The following is a 19,679-nucleotide window of genomic DNA, read 5'->3' on the forward strand; positions in this document are numbered from 1 at the left end:
CGTTCTCGCAGGAGTCCCCTGGGCCACAGGAACCGCCCATCGGCCCTCAGGGGCGCTGGGGTACTTCAGGAGACCGACGAGGACCAGCCGCCGCTGACGTGTCTCTCGAAGTGTGCAGGATGTCCCCCGGCCACATGGGGCGTCCGGCTTCCGTCCGGGCGAGCTGCTTGCCGATTTCGACCAGGACCTCGATACGGTCGGCGGGCCCGAAGGCCTGGTAGTCCTCGGTCTCAGGATCGTAGGCGCGGACCTCGCTGCGCGGGCCGGAGCACACCAGAGCGCGGACGAGGGACGGCAGGCCCAGGCTGAGAGCGTCGCACGCGTGATCGTGGATGAGCCGGAGCAGATCCGCGGTGACCGCTTGCCAGTCGCCGACCCGGGGCCAGAGCGTGCCGCCGTCCAGTTCGTGGGTGAGCGTGGCCAGGGGCACGATCTCGCCCGGGCGGCGGCCGCGAGTGAGGCGTTCGTGGATGCGGGTGCCGTCGGGCTGGCGGACTCGGGGATGTAGCAGGGTGCGTGCGGCCACGAGCGAGGTGTTGATCTCCTTCCCGGGGGTCGGGTAGTACGCCTCGTGGGCGAAGAGCAGGTACACACCGCCGGTGGGCTGCTCAGAACCGTGGTCGGGCACGTCGGTTTCCTCCTTCATCGGTGAAGCGGGCACTGAGAGTTCGGCTGAGGGCAGGCCGAGGGCGCATCTTCGGCCGTGGGCGTGGGTGTGTGGATGTCGGCAGCTTGGGCGGCGAGTTGCAGCATCAGCCGTTCGCGGCTGATGAGCCGGGCGGAGACGGAGCGGGTGTCGCTGCGCTGGAGGAGGTCGGCCGTGTCGAAGAGTTGGTGGTGGCCGATCTGCAGAGCGCGCCGTACCTGGTAGTGGTCGCGGTGGGCGGCTGCGTCGGTGAGCGTGGTGTGCAGGGTGGCCAGGCGGTGGAGGTAGCGGCAGGCGGGTCCGCCGCCGAGGATGCGGGCGTTCTCGGCGGCGCGGGCGTCGAGGACGTCGGGCAGGTGCTCGGCGAGCAGCGGGGCCAGGGCGGCCGCCGGAAGGACGATGGACAGCGGGATGCCGTGCAGGGTGGCGAGGGTGGCTGCGATCAGGGCGGGAACCGTGGCAGCGGCCGTTGCCGGCCGTAGGGCCAGTGGTCCGAGACCGAGCCGGTGTGTTGGCCGCCTGGCCAGCAAGCGCATCCCAAGGCGCTGTGCTCGGGAGGCGACCGGGCTGAACACGGCGATCCGGTCAGGCTCCTGGGGCAGGCTCCCGTCGGCCGGGACCGTCCAGTCGATCCACCCCCAGCCCGTCCGTTCGCGGATCAGGACAGGCTCGCAGCCGTCCGGGCACCCGGCGCCGCAGCAGATGTGACCGTTGCGCAGCGCGCGGGCCTGTGCCCGGTTCCACCTCCGTGGCTGCTGCCGGAACGGGCGCAACGGCTCTGAGAAGCCGCTGGCCGGTGGTGTCGGGGTGGTCATGGCGTACTTCCCTCCGTCGGGCCGGTGAAGGCGGTGGCGCAGGTGGTGCAGCGGCCGTCGCTGTGGGGGTGGGCGCGGCGTGGGGTGGGGCCGGGGCAGGTGGAACAGAGGGGCCAGTCGAGGCAGGCCGGGCACAGGTCCTCACCGGGGGCGGTGCCGGGGACGCCGCAGCCGGCGCATTCGACCAGGGCGCGGTAGGTGAGGGCTTCGGTGACGGTGCGGGCCGCGGGCCCGGTGAACGTCCGCTCGGGCGTCGCTGCGGCGGGCGGTTCGTCGTCCAGTACGCCGTCGTGGTGGTGCGGGTGGGTGAGGGTGGCGGGTGGTGGGTAGGCCTGGGCGGCGCGCAGGCGGGCGGCGATGATTGCGCCGACGCTGGTACGCACCGGGGCGGGCAGGGGGCGGCCGGCGATGACGTGGCGCAGCTGGGTGCTGGTCCAGCCGGACTCCAGCATCACGGTCACGACCCTGCCCTGATCGGTCAGCGCCTTTCCGGTCAGCAGGAGCTCGGGCTGAGCGGCTCCGATCTCCAGCAGCAGCTGGATCCCGGGGTGCATCTCATCGGCCGCAGGCACGGGCGGGATCGCTGGCGAGGCGTCGGGCGCTGAAGGTGCCGCGGGCGAGCTGACGGCCGCGGACGCTGCTGCCTCCGACCGGCCCGTCCCCGAGGAACCCCTCGAGCTGGCGGCGCGGTCGCAGGGACGGAGGGGTCTGGTCTTCTGCTTGTTGGTCTTCTTTCTGTTGGTGTTCTTAGTGCCGGGATCAGCCAACGTAGGTTCATCCAGTCCTGGAAAACCCGACTCTGGTTGTGACCTGGGGTTTTGTGGGTCGGGCAGATCGGTGATGACGTACAGTGCCTGGCCGAGCGTCCCGTTGGGGTTCCGCTCGCGGGTGCGGTGGAGGAATCCGTGCTGCTCCAGCTGCTTGAGCCCGGTGGTGACCGCGTCGACGCCTTCACGGCCGCGGCGCACGAGTTCCGCGACGGTGACCTGCCAGCCGTCCCGGTGAGTGCTGATGTATCCGAAGATCCCCTTCGCTTTGAGGCTCAGCCGGCCGTCGCGGAACAGAGCGTTGGAGATCTGGGTGAACTGATCGCCTGCCATCGCGCCCCGCCGGATCCCCGCGCCGGCCCTCCTGGAGGGTCCGGCCTCCGTGACCGTGATCGTCGAGTCGGCTTCGGTGGGTGCTAGCTCCAGGACGGCGGGGTGGTCGGTGATGCAGTAGACGCTCTTGCCGAGGGTGCCGTCGGGGCGGCGCAGGCGTTCACGGATCAGGTAGCCGTGCTCCTCCAACTCCTTTAGGCCGGCGCGTACCGCTTCCCTGCCGTCGGGGCCCAGGCGGACGAGGTCGGCGATCGTCACGTGCCAGCCGCTGCGGTGCGTGCTGATGTACCCGAAGATCCCCTTTGCCTTGTAGGACAGTCGACTGTCCCGGAACAGGCCGTTGGCGATCTGTGTGAACTGATCAGCGGCCATCACGCCCCGGCGGATCCCCGCCCCGAAGCCAGTCACTGCGGATCCCCGCATACCGGGAACATGCGGCCGCCGAGTCCCTGTAGCCGGACCAGGGCAACGGGCCGACCCAGGACACCAGATGAGGAGACACACACAGGAGCCATGGAGGTCAGCCCACCGGCCGCCTCCGACCAGACAGACGACCACAACCCCCGACCACCGGTCACGATCCGACATCAGCCGCGCTAAACGGCCGTGGTCGGCCCCGTGGTCGGCCCGGCCAAAGGGCCTTCCGAGCGCGGCAGGGACGCTGGCTGACCCGTCCGGCTTGCCTCGGGCGCTGGCACCAGGCCGGCTTCTTGCCGGGTATGACCGGGAGACTGGAGGCTGCGGTGGCTCGCGCGGTGGCCGAGGCGGAGTTCTCTGTTCTGCCCCGCTGAAGCGTCACTCGCCGGCATCCTGGGGCCACGCTTGACGAGACCGAGCGCGACTGCGCGGCGATCAAGCGGATCGAGGCGGCAGGCGCACCTGGCCCGCATTGCCAACCTCTACCCCGGCCGGGCGACGACGCGAGAGATGCTCAGCGACGCCGGCGTCACCGTTGAGGATCTCGGCCTCGAGAACGGCGATCAGGAACTCATCGACCTGTGGCGGGCGGAGGACGGCTCGCGCCCGTGAGGTGATACGACGGGATTTCACAGCTCTGATTACGTCACCTCACCTCACCTCACCTCGCGGCGGGCTCCGTCACGTGGCGAGGTCATCGAAGGGCTTTCCGCCGGAACGACCGGTACGCGGGCTGCCGGAGCTCGCTTCGCGCCCGAAAACCGGTCGCGGGTGTGCACACTCGCCGCTGCACAGTGCCTCCGGCGCTTAATGTGCAGGTCGCTGCGCAACGCGTGGGGGGTTCTGCGCAGTCGGCGAGGGCGGTTGTGCACAGCGGGAAATCGGGCGCACCGTCCTCCCCTCACGGCGGGTACGCGCAGGGGCGGTCCAAGCCACGAGATGGGACCGGGAGTACACCCTGGCTTCCCTGATCAGGCGGGCGGCCACGCCCGGAACCGCCGTCGCTCGCGCGGCATGCGCCTGACCAGCCATGGTCGGACCGACCACGAGGTCTTCCCCGCGCCCCCGACCAGGCAGGCCGCTGCCACCTCCAAAGAAGCCCCGACCTGCCCACTGGCCAGCCTTGGTCGGCCCTGTAGTCGGGCCGGCCAAGGGCCTTTCGCGTGTGGCGAGTGTGCACACTCGCGGCTGCACATAGCGTCCGGCGCTCAATGGGCAGGTGACTGCGCAATGTCTGGGGTGTTCTGCACAGTCGGCGTGCGCGGGCGAGTGTGCACAGCGGGGATGCACAGTCGGTCCGCCGGTGCGCAGAGGAGACCCGCGCGCGGCTCTTGCCTGATGCTCTAACGCACCTCCTCCTCCGCGTAGCTGTGGTGCTTGAGGGCCGGTGCGTGCCTGTAGGGGGCGTGGTCGGGTCCATGGTCGGGTCTACCACAGCTTCGTGACCGGTTCGTGATCGTGGTCGGGTTGTGTGGTCGGTGGTCGGGTCGGGGCTGACGGATTTCCTCAAGGTCAGCAACAGCCGGTTCCCGACCTGGGAGTTCGACCATGCCTTCTGGCAAGAAGTCCTCGCGCGGCGAGGCCGCCCCCGCGATCGCCGCAGGGGTCGAGTTGGAGAAGATGCGGCGGCGCGTGCGCCTGTCGCGCCTGGCGCTGTTCACCGCGATCGCCACCGGTCCCGTCGCCCTGGCCGTCGCGGTGGCCTCCGGCCCGGCCACCGCCGAGGCCGCAGCCCCCCACAGGGCGTCCCCGGTGCGCACGGAGGCCGCTGCGGCCGACCCGGCAGGCTATGCGCAGGTGTTCCTCGACGCGTGGCTGCGCAGCAGTGCGGACGAGGCAGGCAGTGCGCAGGCGCAGTTTGCGCAGTCCCTCGCCCCGGACGTCGCGCTGCCGGACCGGGCAGCCGATGCACAGCCGAAGCTGACGTCGGTGACCGCGGTGCGCAGTGTGCAGCGCGACGAGGACGCATGGGCCGTGACGGTCGCTGCGCAGTACGTCGACAGCACGGTGCGCTACTTCACCGTCCCCGTCACCGCCGACCGGACAGGGGTCTCGTTCGCGGTGACCGCAGTCCCCGGGGTGGTGGCCGGTCCGGACCGGGCCGCGGTGCCCGCGTCTCCGTACACGGTGACCGTTCCGTCCGACAGCTCCCTGGCGGCGACGGTGGGTGAGTTCCTTGGCGCCTACCTCACCGGCACCGGCGAGGTCGACCGCTACCTGGCTCCCGGGGCGAAGCTCGCGCCCGTCTCCCCAGCCCCCTACACATCGGTCACCGTGCGGGAGGTGTCGGCGGTCGAGGAGGCCGCGGCCGCCGGGCCAGTGCCGGCCGACGGCACGCAGGTCCGGGTCCGGGTGCAGGCTGAGGCGCGGGATGACACTGGGCGGTGGCCGCTGGCCTACGAGCTCGCGCTCACGGCCCACTCCGGCCGGTGGGACGTCGCCGCACAGTCCGGGACCGTCCAGGGCGGGGGTGCGCGGTGAACACGATGGGTGGCGTGGTGCTGGCCGGGCAGCTGGACGAGCTCGGCGACAGCTGGATCACCATGTTCGAGGACTGGGCGACCAAGGGCCTGCAGGCCGGACTGATCGTGCTGGTCGTCGTCATCATGGTCCAGCGGTTCAGCCTGAAGGCCGGGATCGGCGCCCTCCTGCTGATGATCATCGCGTTGGGCTTGTACGACTCCCGTGAGGACCTCGCGGACATGTTCACCGACGAGGTGAAGAACCCCGCCAACGGCGCCCCCGCCGTCCCGGGACTCGTGCGGGGAACCGGCCCGGCCGCGCGCGTGGGCTCCGACGGCGCGGGAGGCGGGCTGTGAGCGCGGCCGCCGCGAACAGGGTCGGGCGTTTCTACACGATCGCGCGCCGTCATCCCTGGGTGCTGGGGAAGGTCGCCGACTGGAAGATCCCGCTCGGCCCCTACACCCCCGCGCAGATCGCCGTCCTCGTCGGCGGCGGTTTCCTCCTCGTCAAGACCATTAGCTGGTGGTTGTGGATGGGCCCGGTCCCCGTCGTCGCCTGGGTGCTGGCCGTGTGGGCGGTACGCCGGCCCAAGGTCAAAGGGCGTGCCCCGCTGCAGGCGGCGCTGGGCTGGCTGCTCCTGGCCTGGCAGCCGCAGGGCGGCCGCATCGGCGGCAGGGCCGCACGCGACCGTGCCGCACACCCCCTGCTGGGCGGCTTCACCATCGAAGGACACCATCGGGCTGTCCCTGCGGCGGTGCGGCAGCGTGCCGCCCAGGAGCCGGGTGGCGTCCGGGCCCGGGCCGGCCGCCGGTCGTCAGTGTCGCGTTCCCAGCAGCAGGCGCGTCCGGTACCGGTGTCGGTGGCGCCCGTGTCGGTGTCGGTGGCGCCGGTGTCGGGTGTGCAGCAGCTCCTCGCACTCGCCGGACAGGGCGGGGGTGTGCGGTGAGGGTTCCAGTCCGTCACATCGCCGGTCACCTGGTCTGGTCAACACACGGCGGCGTGTGGGCCGTCTACCGCTTGCACCCCGGCCCCGACGCGAAGGGACAGCGGACAGAGACCGTCCAGGGCACCTACGTGCCCGCCTCGGTCCGGGACGAGCAGCTGGCCAAGGTCACGCATCTGGTGCGGTCCCTGTCCGGGGCGCCGCGGCTGTTCGGGCTGTGCGCGCAGGCCGATCCCGGCGAGGTTGCCCTCAGAATGATCGAGGGCATCGAGCCGGCTGAGCAGGCCCCGGGTGCGGGTGCGCTTCCGTGGGTGGAGAACGTCGAGGCGACCCTGAATCTCCTGGAGGGCCAGGAGATGCACCGCCGCACGCTGTGGCTGGCGGTGCCGCTGCAAAACGAATCGGGCGGGCAGTTGGCCGCGTCGCTGGGAGCGATGTGGGCAGACGTCGCCCCCGTGCTCGGGATGCGGGCTGCGCCCGTGGCCCGCCGTGAGGTGAACGCGTACCGCGAGCAGGCCTCCCGGGTGGAAGCCGCGCTCGCCGGCGGGATCGGGTTCCGAACGGCCCGTCCGGCCGAGATCGTGTGGATGATCCAGCATGCCCTGCACCGCGGCCTGGCGGAGCCGCTGCTGACCGAAGCCGAAACCAGCACCCTCTACGGCGGCCACGTCCACGGCGGTGTGCTCCGCTCCCCCAGCTACGCCGACCTGGGTCAGGCACGCCTGCAAGAAGGCGGCATCGACCCCGAGCTGGACGACACCGAAGAGCTCAAGGGCGTTGGTCCGATCACGCAGTCGGGCCGCTCCGCTTGGTGGCGGTTGCAGGCCGGGTCGCCGCTGAGGCGGCGGTGGCTGCAGGTCGAGACGGACCGCGGGGTCGGCTATCAGGCGCAGCTGGCGCTTGCCGAGTGCCCGCCGGCGGTCGGCGTGGAGGCCGCGGATCTGTTCGCTCAGCTGGAGATGCTCGACTTCCCGGTCGACTACACCGTCGATCTGACGTTGGTGCCGGCGGAGAAGGCGCGGGAGCAGGTGCGGCGCAAGAAGAACGAGCTGATCGACCAGGCCGACCAGTACGACGTCCGCCCTACCGGCATGCCCGCCTCCCTCACCGACGCCGCCCGAGACCTGGGCGAGCTGGACGCCCGTCTGTCCCGCACGTCCGTGGAAGTAGAAGTGCAGTCAGTGACCGTGCTGACGGTGTGGGGGCCGAGTGCCGCCGTCTGCGATGCCCGGGCCCGGGCGCTAGCCGCGCTGCTCAGCGGCGCCGACTACCGGGCCGTACGCCCCGCCGGACTGCAGGAAGCCCTCTTCACCATGGGCCTGCCCGGCACGGCGCGGCCGGGGATGCTGCGGGAGTTCACCCAGCACCAGGTCTCCGAGGACTGGGCCCTGTCCGGGGCCTTCACCACCGCAGAGGTCGGCGACCCGAACGGGATGTTCTTGGGCCTGGACCTGGACTGCGGCACCACCCGCCCCGTGATGATCAACGTCGCGGACGCGCCCAAGCAGGACGCGTCGGCGTCGATGGGGATCGTCGGGGACCTCGGCGCGGGCAAGAGCGTGCTGCAGAAACTGATCGCGGAGGCCGTGTGGGCGCGCGGCGGCTGCGCGATCTGCATCGACCGCACACCGGTGCGCGAGTGGGCTACCTTCGCCCGCAGCGCCGCCAAGGGCCGGGTCCAGATCGTCGACGCCGCCCGAGCCGAGGTGTCCATCGACCCGCTGCGGATGTTCGACGGGCCGCAGGGCCGCCACTACGCCCTGTCCTACCTCACCCTTCAGCTCGGTATCGGGCCGATGAGCACCAGCGGCGAGGTCCTCCACCACGCGGTCGAGCGGGCCGCCGCCGGCGAGAAACCGTCCATGCACCGCGTGCTGGAAGTCCTTGAGGAGATGAGCGCGAGCGGGGCGGGCAGGCGGCAGGACGCGGCGGCCACCCTCGCCGGTCTGGTCCGGGTTGTGGCGTCCAATCCGCTGGCCCGGATGGTGTTCGATCCCGGGCTGCCCCCGGTGAGGCTGGATGCCTCCAGCGCATCCGACATGATCGTGCTTACGACGGCCGGACTGAAGCTTCCGCCCAAGGCCGCGTTCGACAACCCCGAGGTGCTGCATCAGCAGCCGCTGGAGGCCCTTATCGGCCGGGCTGTCCTGTACCTGATCGCGGCGCTCGCCCGGCAGAGCGCGTTCGAGGACCCGCAGCGGTTCACCGCCGTGGTCCTGGACGAGCTGTACTGGCTCACCTCATCCGCCGAAGGCACCGCGCTGGTGCACGAGATCCTCCACGACGGCCGCAAGCACGGCGCCGGCCTGATCGCCGGTTCCCACGACGCCGAGGAACTGGGTCCGGACCGCGGCCTGATGGCCTACCGGGCACTGGCCCGCACCACCGACCGGGCACGCGCCCGCCGCGGTCTGGAGTTCATCGGCCTCAACCCTGACGACGAAGAACTGGTACGGCTGGTGACCAGCGGGCTGTCCCCCGTCGGCCATCAAGGCAGGGAAGGCGAGTTCCTGCTGACCTGCCCACGGCAGAACACCGGACGGGTCAAGACCGTCATCCCCCGCATCGCGCGCATCGCCGCGTCCATCACCACCACGCCGGGGCATCGCAGCACCTCGACCGCAGCCACGGCGACCGATGTCCCTGAGCCGTGGGCCGACTCTGCCGGTGTGAAGAGCGGGCAGGTCTGACCATGCTGCGTCGTCCCAGCCCCGGCACCATCCGCTCCGCCACCATCACCGTGTTGCTCGCCGGTGTGTTCGTGATGGTCAACAGCCAGGTGGTGTACGCGGCCGGCAGCAGCAGCGAGACCGGTGACCTTCTGGCGCCGCTGAACATCACTTCCTCCGAGGGCGGGGTCTGTCAAACGAGCGGTGTAACTGGGGTGGTTGGGTTACTGGCAGGCCGCTGAGAGCCGGCCGTCGAAGGTGATGTCGAAGGCGTTCAGTGCGGTCTTCCAGCGCATGGTCCAGCGGGCCTGGCCCTTGCCGGTGGGGTCGAGCGACATGATCGCCATGTAGACGCACTTCAGTGCGGCCTGCTCGTTCGGGAAGTGGCCGCGGGCCTTGACCGCTCGCCGGATCCGGGCGTTGACCGACTCGATCGCGTTGGTGGTGCAGACGATGCGGCGGATCTCGGTGTCGAACCGCAGGAAGGGAGTGAATTCCTCCCAGGCGTTCTCCCACAGTTTCACGATCGCCGGATACTTCCTGCCCCAGGCGTCGGCGAACTCGGCGAACCGCTCCAGGGCGGCCTCCTCGGTCGGAGCGGTGTAGACGGGCTTGAGGAGCCTGGCGATCTTGTCCCAGTCCTGGCGGGCGGCATAGCGGAAAGAGTTCCGCAGCAGGTGGACGACGCAGGTCTGCACGATCGTCCTCGGCCAGACCGTCTCCACCGCCTCGGGCAGGCCCTTGAGCCCGTCGCAGACGAGCATGAGCACATCGCTGACACCGCGGTTCTTGACCTCGGTGAGGATGTGCAGCCAGTGCTTGGCGCCCTCACCGCCGTCGCCAGCCCACAGGCCCAGGATCTCGCGTCGGCCTTCGGTGGTGACGGCCAGGGCCACATAGATGGGCCGGTTGGCGACGGCGCCGTCGCGGATCTTCACGTGGATGGCGTCGATGAAGACCACCGGATAGACGGCGTCGAGGGGGCGGCTTTGCCATTCGGCCATGCCCTCGAGGACCTTGTCGGTGATGGTGGAGATGGTCTGGCGGGAGACCTCGGCGCCATAGACCTCGGCCAGGTGGGCCTGGACCTCACCGGTGGTCAGGCCCTTCGCCGCCAGCGAGATCACCATCTCGTCGACGCCGGTCAGGCGCTTCTGCCGCTTCTTGACGATCTTCGGCTCGAAGGAGCCGTCCCGGTCGCGGGGCACGGCTATCTCCACCGGCCCGACCTCGGTCAGGACGGTCTTGGAGCGTTTGCCGTTGCGAGAGTTGCCGCCGTCCTTGCCGGCCGGATCGTGCCTTTCATAGCCGAGGTGGTCGGTGATCTCGCCCTCCAGGGCCGATTCGAGCAGCCGCTTGGTCAGCTGCTGCAACAGTCCGCCCTCACCGGTCAGCTGCAGGCCCTCGGCCTGAGCCCGGTTCACCAGCTCGTCGATCAACTGGTCGTCCACGGCCTTCGCCGACACAGCCGCTGCCGACTCGACAGTCTCCTGCTCGGCCACGTTCTCACTGGTCATCGATGCATCTTCCATGATCGGGAGTTACACCGAACGATTTACAGTCCCGCCGCAGCACCGACTCCCCGCGCGGACCCCACGTTCCGCAGTGGTAGACCGCGCTGGTGCCGAACAGCAGACAGGCCGACACCCGCGTACACCGCGCAGGCCGCCGCCGTGCCCGTACGCGAAACGGCGATCAGGACGATCTCGGTGACGAGCGCCAGGGGGAAGACGCCAGCGTGCAGCCAGCCGCGCAGTCGCGGCTTCAGCGTAGCCGCCGCTCGCTCCACCCCGCCTCCAGGCCGGTAGCGGCAGTCAGCCGGCCGGTAGCGACGGCAGGCGCATCCATCGCCGGGATGCGCAGGGTGTCGGGTGCGTTGCCCGGGCCGGGGCTCCCGTCCGCGAGACGGCAGCTCACTGCCTTCGGCGATCATGCGCTCACACTTCTGAAATGGTGGAGGCGTGCGGTCGGGCGCGGCATCGCAGACCGCGCATCAGGTGGCGGCTGTGTGCCCGGCTGCGCCGCGGCGGTGTTCGGCGTTGAGACGCTGGGCTTCCTCGAGCTGGTCCTCGAGGACGATGATGCGGCACGCGGCCTCGATCGGGGTCCCCTGATCGACGAGTTCCCGGGCGCGGGCGGCGATGCGCAGCTGGTAGCGGGAGTAGCGTCGGTGTCCGCCCTCGGAGCGCAGCGGGGTGATCAGGCGGTGTTCGCCGATGGCGCGCAGGAAGCCCTGGGTAGTGCCGAGCATCTCGGCGGCCCGGCCCATGGTGTAGGCGGGGTAATCGTCGTCGTCGAGTCGGCTGAAGGTGTCGTCTGCTGTCATCTGACCTCTCTGTAAAACGTGTGGAGGGCCCTGGCGCCATGCGGCGCCAGGGCCCGAAGGAACTGCTTCACCATCTGCCGGCCCTACTACTGCGCCGGCCTTCTGTCACCGCACACCCGACCGAAACGCTGTCGGGGATGCTGGGATCGCGGTTGCTCGACCGGAGACCACCTCACTATCGATGTCCTGCGGTACCCGGACTCAAGACTTCCGCCCGGGCGATCCTGATGGCGTCCAATTCCTCCGTTCATTCCCTCATTGCTGGTGATGCGACCTGCTCAGTGGCCTGTTACAGCGCCACTCTTCGGCAGCCAGCCCCGGTTCGCCTGTCCTGCATCTGCTCTGGCCTGGAACCCACTGCCGAACCTCCCGGTGCGCGCGCCCGCAGCCGACGCCTTCACCGATGTACCGCTCACTGACTTCACTGCTGAGTACTGCGAAATGCACCTACAGAACTGCCACTGCGGTACTGCTCACGGCGGCCCCTGATCACTGCGGGCCACCCGGTCCGGTCGTCAGTCCCGTCGCCGTCCTGCAACAGCCCTGGCTCCGGAACTCCACCACCGCACCGTCCTGCGTACTGCAACTACGTACTACTGCCAGGCAGTTCTTGTCTGCCGGGCCCTCTATCTCCCTGAGCTACGACAGAAACCATAACCACACCACCACCCAATGTCTACTCCAGCCAACACAGATTTTCTGCGTGTCGACAGGGAGGTAATCGGCCTCGAGTAGCGAGAAAGCCACCACATGGACGCCGCCCAGGCCGCGTGGCCAACCGGAGACCGGTCGGTCACGCGTAAGGCGCCGCGGTCTCGTCGAAACCGCCCGCCCCGGGCCGGGACCGAAGCGATGTCATGGCTGCCTTCCTTTAGAGACCCACCGTTCGGCAGGCCGTCGTGACAAGGTGACGGACCTGAGGGAAAGTGCAGGGCACCCATGGAGGCCTGGCGGCGGCACGAGCCCGTGGCCAGCGCATCGGGCGGCCACCTGCCGTAATGGAGGAGCAGGTGCGGTACCCCCGCGCCCTGCTCACCGATCTGGAGAACACGATCACGACGATCGCGAGGCTGCTCCGAGTCTCCCGTACGACGCTCTACAGGTACGTCGTGCCCCGCGCCCTCGCGCCCAGATGGACGAATCAATCCGTTACACCACCTGTGGTATCAAGATCGTCAAACTGTGGTTGGTGATCACTGAGGGAGAACAGCATCCCGCTGACGGTCACCGGCGGGAGAGGACGACACGTGCGGGTTATGGAGCGTCAGCGACGCTGGCAGAGCTGGAGCGTTGCGGCAGCGGTGGTTTCGGCGGCACTGGTGACCGGATGTGATCCGCTGAGCACCGAGCCAGCACCGGATGCCAAGGCGTCCGCATCGCCCGCTCCCGCCTCGACCGCGCCGTCCTCCGCACCGGGTGCCGGCGGCGGGGGTTCCCAGGAGGAGGCGGCGTCTCTGCCTGGGCTGCCGGGCGTTGACGAGGCCCGCCAGGCGTTGGACGGGCTGGTCGTGGCGGAGCAGGGGTCGATGGCCGGCTACAGCCGGGACGAGTTCCCGCACTGGTCCTCTCACGGAGACAAGTGCGACACGCGGGAGATGATTCTCCAGCGCGACGGCAACGACGTGCAGCGCGACGACCAGTGCCGGGCAGTGTCGGGCCGCTGGGTCAGCGTCTACGACGGCAAGACCTTCACCGACGCCTCCGACCTGGACATCGACCACATGGTGCCGCTGGCCAACGCCTGGCGCTCCGGCGCGAAGGACTGGGACCAGGACAAGCGCAAGGCGTTCGCCAATGACCTCGCCCACCCTCAGCTGCTGGCCGTGTCCGCGGCCACCAACCGCGGCAAGGGCGACCAGGGGCCGGAGGAGTGGCAGCCGCCGCTTCAGTCCTACTGGTGCGTCTACGGGCGGGCCTGGACGTCCGTGAAGTCCACCTACCGTCTGAGCATCACCGAGGACGAGAAGAGCATGCTGGTCAAGATGCTGGACACCTGCAACGCATGAAGTCCGACAACAGCACGAGCGGACCCGTCGAGCGGCTCGTGGACCAGGTGAAGGCCGGCAGGGGCGGAGCTATGACCGACGAGGTCGGCGTCATCACCGGCGACCTCACCGTCGCCACCACCCTCCAGCCCGACGGCCAGGCTGCCGTCGCCGTCCAGTACACCGACGCCGACGAGTGGTACACCCTCACCGGCAGCCCCACTCCCCTCCCCCACCCTGACGGCCTGCGACAAGTCCACGACACCGTCCTTGACGCCATCGCGGCCGGAGGCGGCGCCGAAGTACCCACCTGACCACACCGCCCGACCGGGATCCGAGGCATCTGCCCACAAACCGGCCGCCTTCGGTGGTCTCGTGCTCAGGCCGCCACGGGAGCGTCCGAAAGCGCTGCAGTCAGGCTCCGCCGGCCTGCCTGGCGCGTTGCATTCATAGGACCGTCCCCACCCGCGACGGGCGGCCGGAATTACTCCGTGCCAGGCAAAGACGGAGCGGCCCGCCACCGTTGGGGTGGCGGGCCTGCAGTTGATCCCGATGAGCCGGCGGTGCGAGCCGCCGACTCATCGGTTAGGTATCAGCGGCGTCCGCCGCGGCGCTGTCCCCAGGACTCGCTGTCGACGTAGCGGCCGCGGTCGTTGCGGAGGGTGGCGGTGTCGGAGCGGTTGTCCCAGACGTAGTGGCGGCGGTCCTGGTAGACGTCCGAGCGGGTGTCGCGGCCGATGCCGGTGTGGACGCGGACGGTGGAGCGGCCGCGCAGGCGGTAGTGGTCGAAGGTGTAGCGGTGGCCGTCCTCGTCACGGAGAGTCCAGCCGTCGAGGTTGACGGTGTGACGGCTGTTGTTGGTGATCTCCACCCACTCGCGGTTCAGGGAGCGGTTGGAGCGGTCGTCGCGGCCCGGGGAGTCGTACTGCACGTCCGAGATTTCCACGTTCGGCCGGTGCGGACGAGCTTCGGCCGCCGAGGTCGGCACCGTCAGGACCGCGGTCAGGGCGCCGGCGGTCAGGACGGCGGCGGTGAGGCGGCGGGCGGTGATGTTCGTCTTCGACACAGGTTCCCCCTGCTTCGTGCGGGCACCGCCGGCGCTGGCCGGGACGGTGCCTGGTGCGGGTGCGGCCGGCTGGCCGCGGTCACACCATGCCCACACTGCGCCCGCCATGTGTAGAAATCGTGCCCCACGTTACAGATTCTGCATAATTCTGAGACTGTCGACTGCATTACCCATTTACATCAGGTTGACGAGGCATCAGGCCGTCGACCGTTGGGCGCCAAGGCCTCGCCCTCGAGTCCGCCATGGCACGCCACCCGGGCGGAGAACAGACGTCACCCGATAGTGAGTAACAGGATCGGCCTGAACGTTAGGGGTCGAAAGCTTGTGGCGGCTGCTGTCCAGACGGCACCGGACGTCCTTGCCCGCGCGACCGGTTGCGGTTCGCCTCGCCCTCGCCGGACTCGCCCTTGCAGATCGCCCTGATGCTCTGCGGCTTTGCCCTACTCGCCTATGCCGCCCTGTGGGACATGGACGACGCCGCAGGGTGGCAGTGCCGAGCCACGAAAACAGGACAGATCTGCGGCACCGAGGACGGCCTGCACACTCCGATCCTCCTCGGTATGGCCGGGATCGCTCTGGAGATCGCGGGCGTTTCCGTCGTGGTGGGGGCCCGCAGGGGACGCTCGGTCGAGGCTTCGCCGTCAGCCGTCCCGGCCTCGCTCGCACCAGCGCCCCTTGGTGCGGCGCCCTTCGGGTCAATGCAAACACCCCCGGCCCCCGCTGCTCCACCCAACCCGTGGCCTTCCCAGGTGCCTCCACAGACTGGGCCCGGACAGCACTGACGGAAGCCGCGTCGCCGGAGTCCTACTCGGCGACCGACGGCGGGCGCCTACTCCGGAGCCCGTCCGGCACGTCGAAGGCGGCCTGCGCGGCGGCGCGGCCGACGGGGACACCGGGTTCCTCCAGGCGGGGAGCCGCCGGCAGCAGACCCGCCCCAGCCGGGTAATTACCTCGTTGCCCGGGCGGGGTGATCAGTCCAGGACGGCAGGGGCGCCGCAGCTGCGAGTGCTGGGCAGGGAGCGCAGCGGGCCCGGCCGAGCAGCGTGCGCTGATCACCGGTCTGGTCAATGGTGCGCAGGAGCAGCTGACCCAGCTGGGCGGCGCCCAGCAGGGCCAGAGCGTCGATGCCGCGCGGCAGTTGCTGGGCATCCTCGGTCATGCCGCCACGCTGATCGACCAGGCCGTGCGGGAGTCCGCGGCGGGGGCACTGCAGGCCGGGGTGGCACTGGAGGCTCTGGTGCTGTGGGCCCGGCTGCTTGCCGATGTCCTGGCCAAGGCGCTTGCGAACGACCGCAACGGTTGCCCTGGGAACACAGGGGGAGCGCGGGCCGTCGCAGTCGTAGGGCGTGCCGACAGAAGGTGGATTCGCCGGGCACGGTGTGATCAACCCGCGCGATCGAGGCGTCAGACGTCTCGATCAACAGTGCGAGGGCTCCGCTTTTTGCGCTTGGCAAACGTCACCCAGTCCGGACCCAGCTCGATGAAGCTCACTCGTCCGTCCCCGTCGCCACAGCCCTCGCGGCATCGAAATCCCTCTGGTGTCGACGGATCTCTGGCTGGTGCTCAGTGGCCCACGAAGCCATGGCCAGCACGGTTGACAGCAGCGAGGAGCCAAGACCGGTCAGCTGGTACTCGACCCGTGGAGGTACCTCGGCATACGCGGTGCGGCTTACTATCCCGCCGCGCTGCAGCTGCTTGAGGGTCAAAGTCAGCATGCGCTGAGAGATGCCCGGAATGGCACCGGCCAGGTCGGAGTAGCGCACCGGGCCATCGGCGAGGGTGCCGATGATCAGCACGCTCCACTTGTCACCGACGAGGTCGAGGATCTCTCGGATGAAGTCGGCGTCCTCGCTGCTCCAGTGCGCACAGGGCCCCGGGACACGCACCACGTTCGCCCGTACGTTGCGCCTCGCCACCCGCAGACCCTCAGTGCTCATGCCGGTTCCCTCCATGCCACGCACATGAATGTGCCTTTTGTACCGTTCATCATTCTAATGCACAGTGTGGTCACGAACAGAAGGTAAGCAAGGCAGGGGCCAGAGGAGGATCAAGGTGTGGTCAGGCATCGAGAGCGTCAGATGCGGCTGATCGAATCACCGACTGCGGCCGACTTCACCTGGGGAGAGCCCTCTCTCCACGCAGTCGGATCAGACCTGACCTGAAGGAGGCCGCGCCCTCTGGCATCTGCCGACGCGCACACATACCCCCTCCCCCTTGGGGTCCCGAGATCACCAATCCGCCCACACACTGAAGGCAGTGACATGTCCTACCTCCTGCGAATCGATGCCTCCGCGTCCGGCGCGGCCTCCTACTCCCGCCAGGTGGCTGACTCATTCACCCAGGCATGGACTGGCGATATCGTCCGGCGTGACATCGGCCGTCACCCAATCCGGCACCTGGACGCGCCCGGTATAACCGCGCGTACCACACCCACCGGCGAGCACTCTCCCGAGCAGCGGCAGGCCGCAGCCCTCCAGGACGAACTGGTGACCGAATTCCTCGGCGCCCAGGCCTATCTCTTCGCCGTTCCGATGTACAACTACACGATGCCGTCCGTGTTCAAGGCGTGGCTGGACCACATCATGATCGTTGGCAAAACCATCGGTCTCGGCACCACCACACCCACCGCCGGCCGCCCCGCCGTCATCGTCTCTGCCCGAGGCGGCGGCTACGGCCCAGGCGCCCCGCAGCACGGCAAGGACTTCCTCATTCCTCCCCTGACCGCGATACTCAGCGACCCGAACCTCATGGCTCTCGACGTCCGCGTGATCACGCCCGAACTCACTTATGCCCCCGTCGTGGAACCGCTGCGACATCTCCTCCCTCAACACCACATCTCACTCAAGAACGCTCACATCGAGGCCCACCTCCAAGCGCGGGATATCCTCGGAACCATCGCTGTCACGCCTTCGGAGCCCGTCGGCAGCCATCCGGAGTAAAACTCGGGTGCGCGTGATCGGATCCTGAGTATTGCCGTCGACTCTGCTGAGGCTGTCAGGCTCTCCCTGCTCCGATCTGCGCTGCACTCCGGGGGGTCGTCGACCCATGCCTGGAATGGAGCGACGTAGCAGGGGTGCGCAAGGCGCGCCCCTGCACACCCTGCTGGGCAAGGTTCTGAACGCGAGCGGCCTGCGGAGAGGCCGCCTGCCGTGTCCGGAGCTCGCGGCAGAACCCGCGCCCAAGCCCTTCTCCGCCCCGCCCCTCACCCGCATTGCCATAGAAGCCCCCGCCCGGCCACCCGCCCGCTCCCTTTCCTGCCCCGCCAGGGCTGGCCAGCGCTCCGGCTGCCCAGCCGCCTCTCACGGCCCCGCCAACGTCGTTTCAACCAGCGGTCGTGACTGGCCACGACGACCGCGCCCGGCAGTCGGCACCGCCCCGGCCGCGGCCATGCCCGCCGGCATGGAGGTGTGACCCGGGCCTGCAGGCATTTGCATGCGGCAGGGGGCGGGGGCATCGTGGAAGGCGATGGTTCCGCCCACGTCAAGGCGCCGCAGAGCAGATCGGTCCCGATAGCTGAAATATCAGGATGCGCGGTCATCACTCGAATGCTCAATTGGATTCTGGCAACGTCGTGGTGCCCACACTTTACCTAGTGCGTCCGTGAGCCATCAGGCGATTCGATCCGGGAGGACACAGGTGAGCGCTGTCCCCGATCTTCCCCGCCAGCTCCCCATGGCACGGGCCGTGGACGAGTTTATACTCACCACTGTTCTGCTCTTTCTCGCTGTGACCGTTGTCCGGTGGCTTCGAGCTCCGGATTCACCTCTTTACATCGCCGACCTCAATGTTGCGCTTGCGGTCATCGGCACTATCAGCGGCATCATTCTCACTGGCTTGATTCTCAGCCCTCCCGGGAAACGCAGTGGAGGGCATATGAATCCCGCCGTAACAGTTGCTCTGTGGCTCATGGATGCGTTCCCCGGCCGCAGCGTCCCGCCCTATGCCTTGGCCCAACTACTCGGCTCCGCCGTGGGGACGGGTCTCGCGCGTCTTGTTTGGGGTCCTGTGGTCTCCAGCGCACCGGTCGATCACGCGGCGCTCAGGCCCGCAGCCTCCTGGCAGCCCACGGCCGTGTTTCTCGCCGAGGCGGGAAGCATGATGCTGCTGATCCTCCTCGTCGGCTTCATTTTGGCATACCCTCGCTATGTTCGCTTGGTGCCCTATGCAATTGGCATTTCCGTGGCGGTTGTCATTACTTTCCTCGGGCCTCTCAGCGGTGGCTCGATCAACCCTGCCCGACAATTCGGTCCTGCAGCATTCGCCGGCCAGACCGTCGATCTGTGGATCTACCTCATTGTGCCGGTTCTGGGAGCCACGATCGGAGCCGCGATCTATCATTTGTTCATCTGGCGCTTCAACGCCTGTCGACCTTTGACGTACAAGCTGGCGGGAAATCACAGCCAGGAGAGTGCTCTGCATCAGTAGTTCATGGGTCCTACGACCTTTCGGGAAAGTGAGAGAAACGAGAAAATCATGCATGTACTGGTTGCTGGTGCAACCGGCGCCGTCGGACGGCTGCTGGTTCCGATGCTGTTGAACGCGGGTCACCAGGTGACAGGTGTATCGCGGTCGGCTTCGGGGCTCGAGCAGGTGCGTCGTACGGGCGCTTCCGCCGTTCAGGCCGATGCGTTGGACCGGGACCGTATGCGTAACGCCGTCATGCCCGCTGAACCGGACTCGGTGGTCCATCAACTCACCGCGCTGTCGAACGCCGACGGCGAAGCCACCAACCGGCTGCGTAAGGAGGGGACGCGCAATCTGGTCGACGCGGCAAAGTCCGCAGGAGCACGAAGCATCGTCGTCCAGTCGATCTCCTGGGCGTACGAACCCGGAGAGGGGCCGGCCGACGAATCAGTCCCGCTCGACGTCACCGCCGAACAGCCACGGGCCGGAATGGTGGACGGTATCCAGGCGATGGAAGAAACTGCAGCCGAGATGGACACGGCAGTGTCCCTGCGGTTTGGCATCCTGTACGGCCCCGGCACGTGGTACGCGCCAGGCGGCGCCGTTGCTGCCGCCCTTTCCGGCGATCCGGCCGCACGTCTTCTCGCCTACTTGGAGGCCAACCGTTCTGTGACGTCGTTTGTCCATGTCGCCGATGCTGCGCGTGCCACGGTCGCTGCACTGGACTGGCCGAGCGGGCCGGTCAACATCGTTGACGACGAACCTTCCGAAGGCCGTCAGTGGGTGCCGGTCCTGGCCGATGCCCTGGGGGTACCTGCTCCCGCAGCCGGATCAGAACGGCAGGG

General features: G+C 68.9%; 19 protein-coding genes and 1 pseudogene. 11 read left to right on the forward strand and 9 right to left on the reverse strand.

Features of this window, described 5'->3' with window-relative positions:
• Positions 1 to 46: 46 nt before the first annotated feature.
• Genes B100_RS35000 through B100_RS35005 form a run of 3 tightly spaced genes read right to left on the reverse strand, consistent with a single transcriptional unit; the run spans position 47 to position 2,933 of the window.
• Positions 47 to 646, reverse strand: a complete 600-nt coding sequence (locus tag B100_RS35000; RefSeq protein WP_486585762.1) for a hypothetical protein — start codon at positions 644 to 646, stop codon at positions 47 to 49.
• Entirely contained in the window at positions 643 to 1,461 is an 819-nt protein-coding gene (locus tag B100_RS0132815; RefSeq protein ID WP_024888576.1) for a hypothetical protein, read from the reverse strand. The genes B100_RS35000 and B100_RS0132815 overlap by 4 nt, the downstream gene beginning before the upstream one ends.
• Positions 1,458 to 2,933 carry a hypothetical protein gene (locus B100_RS35005; protein ID WP_486585763.1) on the reverse strand — a complete coding sequence of 492 codons (1,476 nt, stop codon included), beginning with the start codon at positions 2,931 to 2,933 and terminating at the stop codon, positions 1,458 to 1,460. The genes B100_RS0132815 and B100_RS35005 overlap by 4 nt, the downstream gene beginning before the upstream one ends.
• 1,593 nt (positions 2,934 to 4,526) lie before the next feature.
• Between B100_RS35005 and B100_RS0132830 the strand changes: the two genes are divergently transcribed.
• The 5 genes from B100_RS0132830 to B100_RS0132850 are packed head-to-tail and all read left to right on the forward strand — an operon-like array spanning position 4,527 to position 9,295.
• Complete coding sequence (locus tag B100_RS0132830) at positions 4,527 to 5,459, forward strand: conjugal transfer protein (RefSeq protein WP_024888578.1); 933 nt, start codon at positions 4,527 to 4,529, stop codon at positions 5,457 to 5,459.
• 5 nt (positions 5,460 to 5,464) lie between these two features.
• The gene (locus tag B100_RS0132835; RefSeq protein ID WP_486585765.1) at positions 5,465 to 5,797 is read left to right on the forward strand and encodes a hypothetical protein; all 333 of its coding nucleotides are present in this window, start codon (positions 5,465 to 5,467) and stop codon (positions 5,795 to 5,797) included.
• The gene (locus tag B100_RS0132840) at positions 5,794 to 6,387 is read left to right on the forward strand and encodes a hypothetical protein (protein WP_024888580.1); all 594 of its coding nucleotides are present in this window, start codon (positions 5,794 to 5,796) and stop codon (positions 6,385 to 6,387) included. Before B100_RS0132835 ends, B100_RS0132840 begins: the two co-directional genes overlap by 4 nt.
• Positions 6,384 to 9,074, forward strand: coding sequence for an ATP-binding protein (locus tag B100_RS0132845; protein WP_024888581.1), 2,691 nt, complete (start codon positions 6,384 to 6,386; stop codon positions 9,072 to 9,074). Before B100_RS0132840 ends, B100_RS0132845 begins: the two co-directional genes overlap by 4 nt.
• Before the next feature lie 2 nt (positions 9,075 to 9,076).
• Complete coding sequence (locus tag B100_RS0132850; protein WP_024888582.1) at positions 9,077 to 9,295, forward strand: hypothetical protein; 219 nt, start codon at positions 9,077 to 9,079, stop codon at positions 9,293 to 9,295.
• On the opposite strand, the gene B100_RS0132855 is transcribed toward B100_RS0132850, so the two are convergent.
• The 3 genes and pseudogenes from B100_RS0132855 to B100_RS0132860 form a co-directional block, all read right to left on the reverse strand.
• The gene (locus tag B100_RS0132855) at positions 9,278 to 10,570 is read right to left on the reverse strand and encodes an IS256 family transposase (RefSeq protein WP_024888583.1); all 1,293 of its coding nucleotides are present in this window, start codon (positions 10,568 to 10,570) and stop codon (positions 9,278 to 9,280) included. The two genes, B100_RS0132850 and B100_RS0132855, sit on opposite strands and share 18 nt — an antisense overlap.
• A 46-nt stretch (positions 10,571 to 10,616) precedes the next feature.
• Positions 10,617 to 10,986 (reverse strand): annotated as a pseudogene (locus B100_RS37925) (hemolysin III family protein); the annotation flags it as partial.
• A 60-nt stretch (positions 10,987 to 11,046) separates the two neighbouring features.
• Entirely contained in the window at positions 11,047 to 11,379 is a 333-nt protein-coding gene (locus tag B100_RS0132860; RefSeq protein ID WP_024888584.1) for a MerR family transcriptional regulator, read from the reverse strand.
• A gap of 926 nt (positions 11,380 to 12,305) precedes the next feature.
• On the opposite strand from B100_RS0132860, the gene B100_RS36195 reads away from it, so the two are divergent.
• The 3 genes from B100_RS36195 to B100_RS0132870 all read left to right on the forward strand — a co-directional run bounded on the left by B100_RS36195 (position 12,306) and on the right by B100_RS0132870 (position 13,678).
• Positions 12,306 to 12,572 (forward strand): helix-turn-helix domain-containing protein, encoded by a 267-nt coding sequence (locus tag B100_RS36195; RefSeq protein ID WP_106967148.1) that lies wholly within the window; start codon positions 12,306 to 12,308, stop codon positions 12,570 to 12,572.
• A gap of 315 nt (positions 12,573 to 12,887) precedes the next feature.
• Positions 12,888 to 13,385, forward strand: coding sequence for an HNH endonuclease family protein (locus B100_RS34670; protein ID WP_486585764.1), 498 nt, complete (start codon positions 12,888 to 12,890; stop codon positions 13,383 to 13,385).
• On the forward strand, positions 13,382 to 13,678 hold the full coding sequence (locus tag B100_RS0132870) for a hypothetical protein (protein ID WP_024888586.1): 297 nt from the start codon (positions 13,382 to 13,384) through the stop codon (positions 13,676 to 13,678). The genes B100_RS34670 and B100_RS0132870 overlap by 4 nt, the downstream gene beginning before the upstream one ends.
• 278 nt (positions 13,679 to 13,956) lie before the next feature.
• On the opposite strand, the gene B100_RS0132875 is transcribed toward B100_RS0132870, so the two are convergent.
• From B100_RS0132875 to B100_RS0132885, 3 genes are all read right to left on the reverse strand, one after another.
• A complete protein-coding gene (locus tag B100_RS0132875) occupies positions 13,957 to 14,430 on the reverse strand; it encodes a lamin tail domain-containing protein (protein ID WP_037724001.1) in 474 nt (157 codons plus the stop codon).
• A gap of 946 nt (positions 14,431 to 15,376) precedes the next feature.
• The gene (locus B100_RS37100; protein WP_024888588.1) at positions 15,377 to 15,589 is read right to left on the reverse strand and encodes a hypothetical protein; all 213 of its coding nucleotides are present in this window, start codon (positions 15,587 to 15,589) and stop codon (positions 15,377 to 15,379) included.
• A 328-nt stretch (positions 15,590 to 15,917) separates the two neighbouring features.
• Positions 15,918 to 16,367 carry a winged helix-turn-helix transcriptional regulator gene (locus B100_RS0132885; protein ID WP_078541341.1) on the reverse strand — a complete coding sequence of 150 codons (450 nt, stop codon included), beginning with the start codon at positions 16,365 to 16,367 and terminating at the stop codon, positions 15,918 to 15,920.
• A 324-nt stretch (positions 16,368 to 16,691) separates the two neighbouring features.
• Between B100_RS0132885 and B100_RS0132890 the strand changes: the two genes are divergently transcribed.
• From B100_RS0132890 to B100_RS36210, 3 genes are all read left to right on the forward strand, one after another.
• Positions 16,692 to 17,369 (forward strand): NAD(P)H-dependent oxidoreductase, encoded by a 678-nt coding sequence (locus B100_RS0132890; RefSeq protein WP_024888590.1) that lies wholly within the window; start codon positions 16,692 to 16,694, stop codon positions 17,367 to 17,369.
• Positions 17,370 to 18,066: 697 nt separating this feature from the next.
• Positions 18,067 to 18,855 (forward strand): aquaporin, encoded by a 789-nt coding sequence (locus B100_RS0132895; RefSeq protein WP_064751497.1) that lies wholly within the window; start codon positions 18,067 to 18,069, stop codon positions 18,853 to 18,855.
• Positions 18,856 to 18,903: 48 nt separating this feature from the next.
• The coding region (locus tag B100_RS36210) for an NAD-dependent epimerase/dehydratase family protein (protein WP_078541343.1) at positions 18,904 to 19,679 on the forward strand (776 nt) is incomplete at its 3' end.

The organism is Streptomyces sp. CNH189 (genome assembly GCF_000527195.1).